This window comes from Desulfitibacter sp. BRH_c19 (genome assembly GCA_001515945.1).
GTDB lineage: Bacteria > Bacillota > DSM-16504 > Desulfitibacterales > Desulfitibacteraceae > Desulfitibacter.
On the sequence record LOER01000003.1, the window covers coordinates 69,023 to 81,364 of the forward strand.

The following is a 12,342-nucleotide window of genomic DNA, read 5'->3' on the forward strand; positions in this document are numbered from 1 at the left end:
ACCTAGGGGGCTAAGGAAAAATGAAAGTTATAACCATAGTTGGTGCAAGACCGCAGTTTATTAAGGTAGCCCCTGTATCTTTAGAATTGCGGGCAAAGAACATTAAAAACATATTAGTACATACTGGGCAGCACTATGATATGAGAATGTCTGATATTTTCTTTAAGGAATTGAATATTCCCGAGCCAGATTATCATCTAGGGGTAGGTTCGGGAAGCCATGGTACGCAAACCGGGAGGATGCTTCAGGCTATTGAGGTGATTCTTATGAAAGAAAAACCTCACTGGGTTTTAGTTTATGGAGATACAAATTCTACACTGGCAGGAGCCCTAGCAGCGGTAAAATTGCGTATCCCGGTAGTCCATATAGAAGCAGGTTTAAGAAGCTATAACTTTAATGTGCCTGAAGAAATAAATCGGAGGCTTACAGACCACATGTCGAGATTATTACTGTGTCCTACAAAGCAGGCAGTAGATAATCTCGACAAGGAAGGGTTTACGAATATTATTGATAATGGTGAATTAATTGACATAAAATCAATAGTCAAATTGCATACAGTGTCAGATCAGCCAGTAACAATAAATGTTGGAGATGTTATGTATGACCTTTTAAGAAAAACTGACCATATTATTGATAAGAATAGCATCAAAATACTACATGAGTATAAAATTGAAAAAGGAGAATATATCCTAGCAACTATCCATCGTGCTGAAAATACTGATTATAAAGAACATCTCGAAAATATCATAAGGGTTCTCTCTTTCTTGGAGTATAGGGTAATATGGACTCTTCATCCACGGACCAAAAATCGGTTAGAAGAGTTTGATCTAATTAAAGATATTAGTCGCACAGTAAACATTCAAACTATTAATCCGGTAGGATATAAAGATATGATTTCGCTCCAGAAAAATGCTAAGTTTGTATTTACTGATTCGGGAGGGGTTCAGAAAGAAGCTTACCTATTGGGGGTTCCTTGTTTAACATGCCGAGATGAAACTGAGTGGACGGAAACTCTTGAATCAGGATGGAATCACCTAATTGGTATAGGGGCATCCCAGTTGAAAAAATGCTTCCCTTTTGGAACTCCTAGAAATATAAATCATAAAGTATATGGAGATGGATCTGCGGCAAAGCGGATTATTAAAATTTTAATTGAATATGCCTAACTGGCTAAATTGTTCCGAAGGGGGCTGGTTTATGCTAGATGATATGAAACTTTATGATAATTTTGTAGATGCTAGTCCGCAGGGTAGTTTATTTCATAAATCCTGGTGGTTAGATGCGGTAGCACCAGATAAGTATAAGATAGTTTATATAAAGGAAAAGGATAATATTCTAGCAGCATGGCCCCTTGTTCAAAGAAAAATAATGAAAATAAGCATGATACTAGAGCCGCAGCTTACTCCAATCCTAGGAATTATGTTCGCGCCAAGTTCTAAAAGTAAATATTCTGAAAGTTTATCCGAAGAGATAAGATTAATAACCAAACTTATTGATATCTTGCCAAAACATTCCTATTTTTATCAGCGCTTTCACAGAGAATTTACAAACTGGCTTCCTTTATACTGGGCTAATTTTAAACAAACAACAAGGTATACTTATTTAATAGACAATTTATCGAACCTAGATTTAGTATGGGAAAATATTAGATCTAATACGAAAAGGAAAATTAGAAAAGCTCTTCGGCAGGGCATTAAAGTAGTTACAAATGTAGCTCTAGAGGAGTTTCTTAAGATTAATGAAATGTCGTATAAAAGACAAGGGCTTGTAGTTCCCTATTCAAAAGAATATGTAAAAGCAATAGACGCAGCCTGTCAAAAGAATAATGCACGGAAAATATTTTTTGCGATAGACTCTGAATATAAACTCCATGCGGCAGTTTATATTGTTTATGATAATAGGGTTTCCTATTATTTAATGGGTGGTGCTGATCCAGATTTACGTGCTAGCGATGCACATTATCTAGCATTATGGGAAGCCATTAAATTCGCTTCTACAGTATCACAAAGTTTTGACTTTGAAGGTTCAATGCATAGCAATATTGAACCAGTTTTTAGGGGGTTTGGGGGTGTGCAGGCGTCTTATATGGAAATAACACGAGGGAATTGTTTTCTCCATTCGACCTTTACTGCATTAAGATATGCCTGGAGTAGAGGAGGTATCCCCTCTCTAATTTGTAGCAAGCTCATTAATTAAAATATTATTGTTTATGTAAAACTTTTTTGGAGATGAGGGTTTTGATGATAATAGTTGACATAGGTCATCCATCACATGTGCACTTTTTTAAAAATTTCATTTCTGAAATGGAGAAGAGGGCTCACAGAGTATTTATTACCGCAGCAGCAAAGGATGTCACCATAAAACTATTAGATACCTATGGTTTTGATTTTATGGACTTAAGCTACTACGGTAATACCTTGTTCAAGAAAGTTGTAAAGATACCAATTTTGAACTTTAAGATGTACAAAGCAGTAAAAGAATTAAATCCTGATTTGTTCATAGGTTTCGGCTCAATTCGTGCAGCACATGTTTCCTGGTTAATAGGAAAACCCTGTATTATTTTTGATGATGATGAATACTCCTACCCCTATTATCACTGGTTTGTCAAAACTGTATGTGGCTTTTCTGGATTTAAGTTATTAGGAGAAAAAATAATAAAAGTACCCGGTTTTAAAGAGCTTGCTTACTTACATCCCCATTGGTTTACACCGAAGCAATCCATTATCACAGAAGAACGAATTACTTTACTACGGTTTGTTTCTTGGACGGCGTTTCATGATTTTGGGCGTAGTGGTTTTGACCTGGATTTTAAACGAAAACTGGTTAAAGAGCTTGAAAAGTATTCGAAAGTTTATATTTCATCAGAATCCTCGATGCCGGAAGATTTAGAACAATATAGGATAAATATCAAACCGGACCAAATTCACGATTTGCTTTCTAATGTTAAGCTCTTGGTTAGTGATTCCCAGACTATGACAACGGAAGCTTCTATCTTGGGAACTCCTGCAGTAAGATGTAATTCTTTTGTAGGTGAGGATGACATGGGAAACTTCAAAGAACTAGAAGATAAATATCAATTAATCTATAATTATCGAAATCCTGACCAAGCTTTAGAAAAAGCTGTTGAACTGGTAAAAAAAGATGGCCTTAAATCAGAGTGGAAAAAGAAAAAACAGCATCTATTAAGAGATAAAATTGATGTAACAACATTTATGGTCTGGTTTGTAGAAAATTATCCAGATAGTTTTAATGAAATGAAAATTATTAAACCATAACAAGTTTTTTAATCTTCTTGTAACAAAACGGTGGTGGGTTTTAATGAAGGATTTCCAGTTGGTTGCTCTAATCAAACAAGACCCAAATCTTTGGGACCAATTTATTAATAAAGGGGATTACATGACAACCATTTCCCGGTATGAAGGTACTAAGAGCCGAGATGTTTTAATACCGAAGGTATCCGAGCATTTACTAAAGCATGGGTATAACTTCAGCTATCCAGAGGGGAAGAAATTTGCAATATGCTTGACCCATGATGTAGATGATATCTATCCCCCTTTAACCCACAAGGTGTTGGTTTGCCTTTATAGTCTCAAAAAACTTGATTGGAGTAGTATTAAGAAACACTTATTTTGGAAAACCGAAGGTAAACAATTCAGCCCCTATATAAATTTTAAAGAAATAATTGATATAGAAAGGAAATATAAAGCTAAATCAAGCTTTTATTTTATAACAACAGCCAAGGACCCAAGAAGGTTCAGATATAATATTGAAGATATTACTGAAGAACTATCAAGTATCGCTGAAAATGGCTGGGAGATTGGACTACATGGCGGATATTTTTCGTTTAACGATATTGAAGCAATCAGATTTGAAAAGCATAGATTAGAAAAGGTAGTAGGCAAAGAAGTTATTGGCTATAGGAACCATTATTTAAGGCTCAAGGTTCCTGACACCTGGTCTATACTTGAAAGATGCGGCTTTAAGTATGATACAACATATGGATATACTAATATGGTTGGCTTCAGGAATGGAATGTGTCACGCATTTAGACCCTATAATATCTCTACTGGAAAGTTGATGGATATTTACCAAATACCTTTACATCTCATGGATGGTACTTTATTTGATATTGCTAGTTCATTCGATAGAGCCTGGGATATTACAAAAAATCTCATCGATACCGTTGAAAAATATCAAGGATTTCTAACTGTTTTATGGCATAACAATGTTTTTAGCTGCCCTTTTAGAAACGAATGGAAATTATTATATGAAAAAATCCTACAGTATGGTAGCCAAAAGAATGCCTGGATGACTTCTGCAGAGGAGATTTGGAGGTGGTGGCAAAACAATGGTTATCAAACTCATGGTTGATAAAATTCAGTGGGATCAGTTTGTTGATCAGAGTCCATACGGATTACTATATCATAAATGGGATTTTCTTAAACTAATAGAAAAATATACTAATTATAAGCTTCTACCTTATTCTATTTATAAGGGTGAGCAGTTAGCATGTATTTTTCCAATGTTTTACAAAAAAGTGCTTGGTTTAAAATTCTTATTCTCTCCTCCCCCGCAATCAGGTGTTCCCTACCTAGGTTATGTTCTAAGTAGAGAATATGATTGTTTAAAACAGACTGCAAAAGAAACAATACTAAATCTTCTAGCAGCAGAAATTAGTGATGAAATGAAAAAATTGGCACCAAATTACTTTTCAGCTTTCTTAGTTCCTGGACTTATGGATGTTAGACACTTTAAATGGCTTAATTTTGGGGTGAATATTAGCTATACTTACAAGATTGATCTTAATCAGGAACTTAAGGATATATGGGCAAATTTTAATAGTAATTGTAGGCAGAATATTCGCAAAGGTGAGGATTTGAAATGTAAGGTGAAGATAAGTGAAGATACTTCTGTTTTAACAGATTTGCTAAAAGATAGGTATAATGAACAGGGCATGAATTATTTAATAAATCCAGATTATCTAAAAGAGCTAATAAATACCTACCCGGATAATTTAGGGCTATACTGCTTATACGATAATAATAAAATTATCGGAGGCACTTTAAATCATAAATATAAATGGTATCTGGGTTGGATAGGATTAGTGAAGGCGAAAGATAAAAAATATAAATATGTGAATGAGTATATGATTTGGAAGTTTATTGAAGAAGCTAAAGAGCTTGGATTCAGTAAGTTTGAAATAAGCGGTGCAAACAAACAAAAACTTTGTCAGTATAGATCTAAATTTAATCCCAAGTTGGAAACTTGTCTTGAACTATATAAAAACGATATCATTGGAAAAGCTGCCGAAGGTATATATCTTAATTTTTTTAAGAAAATATAATGTATTTACTTAAGAGGAAATATAATGCTAAACATACCTATTAAACTCAAAAAATTATTAAATGGTTCTCTATATAGAAATTCGATGTTTCTAGTTTTAAGCAGAGTTCTGAATTTGACCTCTGGCTTTTTTTTCTGGATCATAGCAGGAAAGCTTTACCCTACTAAAGATGTTGGACTAGGAACTGCATTGATATCTATATTAGGTCTTATTATGCTTTCATCAAGATTTGGCTTTGACTTTTCTTTGATTCGTTTTATTAATAAATACGATAAAGCTAAGGTGTTTAATACAAGTTTATTTATTACTACAACGGCAGCACTAACTATTAGTTTTTTATATAAATTGATTGAAAAAATATTTGTTTTAGAGCCCATGTTAAACTTAGACTATACCATCCTATTCATTATTGTTGTATTAGCTAATTCGATCACTTTAATAACAGGAAATATGTTTTGTGCCTTAAGAAAAGCCCACTTGTTTTTTATTCAAAACTTTATTTTATCTCTGAGAATTATATTATTATTTCCCTTAGTCATTTTTAATTGCTTTGGGATTTTTTTAGCCCTTGGTATAAGCTATTTTCTCTCCTCTGTTTTTGCCTTATGGATATTAGATAAAGAAACTCAAATAAACTTATTGGACATTGACAGAAGTTTTGTTAATGAATCCTATAAATTTTCTGCAGGAAACTACTTCTCCAATATTTTATATGAAGCACCAGCATTAGTTTTACCTATCATGGTTTTACATTTATTAGGTGAAGATCAAGCAGCCAAGTTTTATATGGCATTTATGCTCGGCAATATAACCATTATTGTACCAAGTGCTTTAAGCACCTCATTATTTGTTGAAGGTAGTAATGATAAACCATTGAAAGAGAATATACCAAAAGTCATTTTAGCTGTATTTGTTTACTTAATCCCACTAGTAACAGCATTTTGTTTATTCGGTAAAGGTATGCTGGGATTTATCAACAAAGAGTATATGGATGCCATGAATCTATTAAGGTTAATTGTATTATCAAGTTTTTTTGCTGCACTACATTTGATTTTTATGACGGTTCAGAATGTTAGGATGAAGGTACATAATAACGTGATAATAAACCTAATTCGTTTTCTTCTGATAGTAGGGTTTAGTTATTTATTTATTATTAATTTCAAGTTAATAGGAGTTGGTATGGCTTGGATTATTAGTTATGCCCTGTTACTTCTAGTAATAATGTTAATAATTTACCGGGATAAAACAATAAAGATTGATAGTCGGTGGCTACTAAATAGATTTAAATATCAGTATAAAACAGTCTATATGCATACTATATCTGCCTTCAGAATATTATTAAGTACTGTAGGTGCTTTCATTTTTCAAGGAGGTAAAACCAAGGTGCCCCATTTCTTTGGTGAAGATAATAGATTCAGGTTAACCGGGAGAATAATTGCATACCTACTTATCTGCCTGGCCATTGGGGGAATATCATTTCCATTGTTCCTTGGGAAATACAATTTGTCTCTTTTAGGAGTTTATCTAGGTATACCAATGATATGTGCGCCTATAGTCTGGTTAAAAATAAAAGAAAAACAGGAAAGTGGTTTTAGTCTAGATAAGAACATCATGTATTGCTTTGCAATATTATTTTTACTATGTTATTGCCTCTCAGTATACGTTTTGCATGCTTTTGCTGTCAGGACATTGGTCTATTACATTATAGTAACAATTATGGGCTTTTTAATACTATGTCAAATAGTATTTTTTGATAATTTAGATAATAAGCAAAAAGTCGTAATATTAATGCAAATCTCAGGTTTATTATTAAATATTATCTGGGGTGTTAACTTAAAGTACTACTACTTCATTGGTAGAACAGACACATTGGTGCATTCCTGGCTTATACAAAATCTAATAAACCAAGGACAAGTCACAGAAATTTTCAATTTTTATCAAGCTTTTCCGTTATGGCACATTTTATGTACCATTATTTATAAGCTTTGTAATGTTACGCTAGCTCCCTATAAAGTAATGTTTATAACTAATGGTCTAATCTATAGTATGTTACCAATCATGGTCTATTTAGCAGCAGATAAAATAACAAACAATACAAAAATAGCATTTTTATCAGCTTTATTTATGTGTTTTAATCCAGATGTAATTTTTTGTGGTATGTATTCTATCCCAAGGAGTGTTGTGGCTTGTATCGTGGTCCTTCTGATGCTTTTATTGCTACATAAAAAGAATTCAGTAAAATCATTATTATTAATCGTAGTAACTATTGCAACAGTAATGTACCATCCTGCTTCAATGCCATTTATATGGTTAATATTTTTGTTAATATATGTCTTTCAAAAAATTTATCAAGTAGATAAGGAAGACTATATTATTAGCTTTAATTATTTAATAACTGTTTTTTTCGTTACAATTACATATTGGATGTATTATGGAGAAAAAGTCTTTAATGCCATTGTTAAAAATTTTTATTCTAGTGGTCCTAGTGGGGTCTTAACCAAGTCTATCGTTAACACCCCGCTAAATGAACTGTTTAACTATCTTCAATATAGTCCACTATTATTTTTCCTTATATGTGGAGTTTTATGGGCTGTTATGTCAGAAAGAATTAAAAATGCAAACAAACTGTTTTTCATACTGGCTTTGGTTTTAGTATTTGTTACTTTTCCTGGACCTGCTTTACTTATTAACAAATTTGCGAGAAATCTAAACTTGTTTAGATTTGGCGAATACTCGTATTTCTTTATTTCTCTAGCTGGTGCATCAGGATTTTATATTTTATTTTACAAGCTTAGAAAGCATTTTAGAGTTTGTGTAGTTTTTATATTCTTGATCATGGCCTTTTTATCTGTCTCTAACGACTTTACTGCCTCGGATAACCCAGTGGTCAAAAGGCCTTTTTATACCTTTTACCTCAAAGAAAAAGAAATAATTTCCTTAAATCATTTAGCAGAAGTAGTTGAAGGTTATATCATGTCTGATTTTGCAGCTGTTCGGTATTTAGAAAACTCCAGTTACGCTCATAAGAGTCATATACTTGAAATAGATAATGAAGGAAGCCGGATACTTACTAATGACAATAGTGATATCTTGGTCATTAGAAAAGAAGAGTTAGCCACGAGACCTTTAAGGCTGTTTAGCTCTTCCAATGGGGATTTTCAACTAGATCCCTCTTTTACATCGCACATAGATTACTATTACCATTATCTACCTGTCTGGGATACATTAGATTCCCTAAATATAATTTATGATTCAGGTGCTGTGGTGGGTTTAAAGTATTAAATATTAAGGAGTACGCTAAGTGAGAATAAAAGTAAAAAATGAATTTCCATTAATTTTTATATATTCCTTGATTTTAATAATAACATTTACTGATTTTAGCATAATCCTTTTAGGTTTAGGATTGCCATTTGTATTGTTACTTCCGGGTTATTCATTATCAGTTGCTCTTTTTCCTTGTGCTTCTGATTTAGAAGGACTTTATAGATTAGCCTTAAGTTTTGGCTTAAGTATTGTAGTTGTACCTGTCATAGGGTTATTTCTAAACTATACTCCTTGGGGAATTATTCTTTTTCCGGTATTTGCTTCCATAATAATTTTCATTATGATAATGGCTCTGCTGGCTTGGTACAGGAGGAAGAAGCTTTCTGATGCGGACCGGTTCATGTTAAATTTTGATTTTAATTTTCAATGGTTAAAACAGTCTGCAGTAGTAGCGTGCTTACTTCTTATGGTAGTTACATTTGTTTATATACTGGCATCACCAAAAGCCGTGGACAGATTTACGGAATTTTATATTATTGGTCAGCAAGGAATTGCTGCTGATTATCCCCAAAAGTTAGAAGTTGGAAAATACGAAGAGCTTATTGTTGGTGTCATAAATAATGAACATCAGCGGGTTATCTATCAAATAGAAGTAAGGATGGACAGTCAATTAGTTAAGACAGTATCTCCTATTGTATTAGAACATAGAGAAAAATGGGAGAACGTTGTAGCATTTAAAGCAGATAAACCTGGTGAAAATGTCAAATTAGAATTAATGCTTTTAAAAGAGAATAATTCCAATGAAATGCCTTACCGAAAGCTTCGGCTGTGGGTTAATATTAGCCAACCGGAACTAAAACAACTATCTAATCTAATATATAAAGTGCAAAGTGGGGATTCATTAAACTTAATAGCTGATAAATTTGACATAGATTTAAATGAGTTATTTTTGATAAATCCTCAAATTGAAAACCCTAATAAAATACATCCTGGACAGGAAATTGTTCTACCAGTTAAAGTGAAAGGGGAATTGATTACTGTCCAACACTAACACAAAATCCTTATTATGAAGTACAAAGGGGAGATGCCCTATCTTATATTATTTATTTTGCGCTATCATTGCCATAAACGAACTCGTATTTACTTATTGGAGCCAAAAACTGGGTATATTATTTCATATATTATTACTTGGTGCCCTTTTAGTACCATGTTATTTTATATCTGATAAAAGCAAACCTTGGTTATACATGGCTTTAGCACTTGCTCCGCTAATAAGAATATCCAGTATTTCATTACCCTTGGCGGAGATTACTTTTATCCTATGGTATCCTATTATAAGCGTACCATTACTTGTTGCAGCGTTTTTAATAAAGAGCCTAATGGGAATCAGCTTTCGTGAGATGGGGTATTCTTTCAGTAATTTCCAAGCCCAATTAATTATAGGAACGATTGGTATTCCTTTGGGGGTAATTCATTATCAAATCTTAAAACCTGTGTATAGTGATTTAAACTTGGTTGCAAATGAACTATGGTTTACTGTTTTAGTACTTATAATCTGCACCGGGTTTCTAGAAGAGTTCATATTTCGAGGGATATTGTTTCGGGCATCAGTGGAAGTAGTAGGAAATAAAGCCTTATTATATGTAAGCTGTATTTATTCAGTGATGCATATTGCTCATGGCTCTTTAGTGAATGTTATATTTGTTTTTTTGGTAGCAATACTGTTTACAAAAATATTAATCTGGCAAAAAAATATCATTGGGATATCTCTAGCTCACGGCTTAATGACTGTTACTTTATACGTCATTTGTCCGGCTTTACTTTACTAGGGAAAGATGCTATAACTCAATGCATATGAGGAGTGTATTGTACATGAGTACAATTGTTAACTTTACGACAATAGAAACTATATTATCCGATTTACCAATGGTATTAGAAATGGGTCAAATTGTTATATTTTCATTTATAATATTGTTAATTGTAAGAGAATTTTTATTATCATTGCCCAAACCCATTGACTTAAGCTACTCAAAAAATCCTTACTATTTAGGCCAAATAATAAATATCTATGTAGCTTCTTTATTCTTTATATTTATTTATACTGTAGTCTATAGAATTTATCTTATTTTGGATTAAAGTCAATTTCATCAATAGCCGATGCCTTTTTAGGAACCAAAATTGAAAGATAGTTATTTTAATAAGCAGCGTATCAACCGAAGATTGGTAATACAGGGTCTGGAGTTGGCCTTGGAATATCAAGAAAATATCATAAACTCAAGTTATAATTCCAAAGCCTATATTATTTGCTTGCATTGATGAAAAAATACTGGATTTCATTCAATAAACAGTACGGTAAATTAATGAGTAAGCGATTAGAATTAGAATACAGTCATGATGGCTGTTTTCTTTGAAAGAATTCATGTTGAAATGATATGTGAAACTTTATTTGATAAATATTTTTAATTAATCACACTAGACTGTGAAGTGAATATAAAGGAGCTCGTCATTATTTTATATAAAAAATATGGATTAAAAACTCTTAATATGAATAATAAAAAATAAAGGTAACCCTCGTTTTGGACCCGACTATTTTTCGTGATATAATAAAGAAAACCATATAAGCGAGGATGTATCATGACCAAACATCATCTCTATACAATGAGTGTCGCAAGTGTCTATCCCCATTATGTTACGAAGGCGGAGAAAAAAGGACGGACGAAAACAGAAGTCGATGAAATCATCCGTTGGTTGACAGGATATAGCCAGGAAGAGTTAGAAGCGCAACTGGAAAAACAAACAGACTTTGAGACCTTCTTTGCGGAAGCTCCCCAACTGAATCCTTCGCGGGCTTTGATCAAAGGTGTGGTCTGCGGTGTCCGAGTGGAAGACATCGAAGAACCAACTATGCAGGAAATTCGCTATTTGGATAAGCTGATCGATGAGTTAGCAAAGGGAAAAGCGATGGATAAGATTTTGCGGAAATAATAATTAATAACGAAAAAATACTGATTCCATAAAACATAAAAGAATCGGTGTTTTTTTTGTTGAATCGACAATAATCTTGAAACTTCAGGCAAACGAGTCCAGTAATCCGATAAAATAAATTAGTAATATTATGAATCCACAGGGAATTAAATCAAAAGGCTAAGGAAGTTGTAAAAGAGAAGTTCCAAAAATATGGTGCTAAGATTATTGAAAAAGATAGAACTTTGGAATATGTTTTAATCTCATCTTAAAGAAGTATATGGATGCAAAGCAAAGCATTTAACTTGGCATAAGGAGGAAGACGATGAATTTTATTGGTAATATTATCTGGATATTATTTGGCGGTATTATTGCCGCTATCTTATGGTCTATAGCTGGCCTGATTTTGTGTGTGACAGTTATTGGTATACCATTTGGTATTCAATGTTTTAAGATTGCAAAATTTGTATTATGGCCATTTGGGAAGGAAATAGAACTTGGCCATTTCGGAGCAGGAGGATTACTTTTAAATATTATCTGGCTTATCTTTTTGGGATGGGAGGTCGCCATAACTCATCTTGTAATAGGTGCAATTTTCTCTATAACAATTATAGGCATACCATTTGGATTACAGCATTTTAAATTTGCTAAACTTGGACTCATACCATTTGGTGCGAAAATACGCTAACAGCAGTATCTATATTATAAGGTTTAACATAATCGTTGTACTCCTCTACTATATTTTTGTATCAGTTCGTTGAACGCTACTA

11 protein-coding genes are annotated in these 12,342 nt (G+C 32.9%); all 11 read left to right on the forward strand.

Going from position 1 to position 12,342, the window contains the following annotated elements; genetic code table 11:
• Window positions 1–20 precede the first annotated feature (20 nt).
• The 11 genes from APF76_12235 to APF76_12285 all read left to right on the forward strand — a co-directional run bounded on the left by APF76_12235 (window position 21) and on the right by APF76_12285 (window position 12,260).
• Window positions 21–1,166, forward strand: a complete 1,146-nt coding sequence (locus APF76_12235; GenBank protein ID KUO53570.1) for a hypothetical protein — start codon at window positions 21–23, stop codon at window positions 1,164–1,166.
• A gap of 31 nt (window positions 1,167–1,197) precedes the next feature.
• Window positions 1,198–2,196 carry a hypothetical protein gene (locus APF76_12240; GenBank protein ID KUO53571.1) on the forward strand — a complete coding sequence of 333 codons (999 nt, stop codon included), beginning with the start codon at window positions 1,198–1,200 and terminating at the stop codon, window positions 2,194–2,196.
• 41 nt (window positions 2,197–2,237) lie between these two features.
• On the forward strand, window positions 2,238–3,275 hold the full coding sequence (locus APF76_12245) for a hypothetical protein (protein KUO53572.1): 1,038 nt from the start codon (window positions 2,238–2,240) through the stop codon (window positions 3,273–3,275).
• Window positions 3,276–3,318: 43 nt separating this feature from the next.
• Window positions 3,319–4,371: a hypothetical protein gene (locus APF76_12250; GenBank protein ID KUO53573.1), complete on the forward strand. Its 1,053-nt coding sequence runs from the start codon at window positions 3,319–3,321 to the stop codon at window positions 4,369–4,371.
• Entirely contained in the window at window positions 4,349–5,344 is a 996-nt protein-coding gene (locus APF76_12255; GenBank protein KUO53574.1) for a hypothetical protein, read from the forward strand. Before APF76_12250 ends, APF76_12255 begins: the two co-directional genes overlap by 23 nt.
• A 24-nt stretch (window positions 5,345–5,368) precedes the next feature.
• On the forward strand, window positions 5,369–8,626 hold the full coding sequence (locus APF76_12260) for a hypothetical protein (GenBank protein ID KUO53575.1): 3,258 nt from the start codon (window positions 5,369–5,371) through the stop codon (window positions 8,624–8,626).
• 19 nt (window positions 8,627–8,645) lie between these two features.
• Entirely contained in the window at window positions 8,646–9,659 is a 1,014-nt protein-coding gene (locus APF76_12265; GenBank protein KUO53576.1) for a hypothetical protein, read from the forward strand.
• 196 nt (window positions 9,660–9,855) lie between these two features.
• The gene (locus APF76_12270) at window positions 9,856–10,437 is read left to right on the forward strand and encodes a hypothetical protein (protein KUO53577.1); all 582 of its coding nucleotides are present in this window, start codon (window positions 9,856–9,858) and stop codon (window positions 10,435–10,437) included.
• A 43-nt stretch (window positions 10,438–10,480) separates the two neighbouring features.
• A complete protein-coding gene (locus tag APF76_12275; GenBank protein ID KUO53578.1) occupies window positions 10,481–10,744 on the forward strand; it encodes a hypothetical protein in 264 nt (87 codons plus the stop codon).
• A 498-nt stretch (window positions 10,745–11,242) separates the two neighbouring features.
• Window positions 11,243–11,593 (forward strand): hypothetical protein, encoded by a 351-nt coding sequence (locus tag APF76_12280; protein KUO53579.1) that lies wholly within the window; start codon window positions 11,243–11,245, stop codon window positions 11,591–11,593.
• A 304-nt stretch (window positions 11,594–11,897) separates the two neighbouring features.
• Window positions 11,898–12,260, forward strand: coding sequence for a hypothetical protein (locus APF76_12285; GenBank protein KUO53580.1), 363 nt, complete (start codon window positions 11,898–11,900; stop codon window positions 12,258–12,260).
• Window positions 12,261–12,342: the final 82 nt, after the last annotated feature.

Coding starts and splice junctions, on each gene's coding strand:
- APF76_12235 (KUO53570.1), top strand. CDS start 21: ATGAAAGTTATAACCATAGTTGGTGCAAGACCGCAGTTTATTAAGGTA.
- APF76_12240 (KUO53571.1), top strand. CDS start 1,198: ATGCTAGATGATATGAAACTTTATGATAATTTTGTAGATGCTAGTCCG.
- APF76_12250 (KUO53573.1), top strand. CDS start 3,319: ATGAAGGATTTCCAGTTGGTTGCTCTAATCAAACAAGACCCAAATCTT.
- APF76_12255 (KUO53574.1), top strand. CDS start 4,349: ATGGTTATCAAACTCATGGTTGATAAAATTCAGTGGGATCAGTTTGTT.
- APF76_12260 (KUO53575.1), top strand. CDS start 5,369: ATGCTAAACATACCTATTAAACTCAAAAAATTATTAAATGGTTCTCTA.
- APF76_12270 (KUO53577.1), top strand. CDS start 9,856: ATGGCTTTAGCACTTGCTCCGCTAATAAGAATATCCAGTATTTCATTA.
- APF76_12275 (KUO53578.1), top strand. CDS start 10,481: ATGAGTACAATTGTTAACTTTACGACAATAGAAACTATATTATCCGAT.
- APF76_12280 (KUO53579.1), top strand. CDS start 11,243: ATGACCAAACATCATCTCTATACAATGAGTGTCGCAAGTGTCTATCCC.
- APF76_12285 (KUO53580.1), top strand. CDS start 11,898: ATGAATTTTATTGGTAATATTATCTGGATATTATTTGGCGGTATTATT.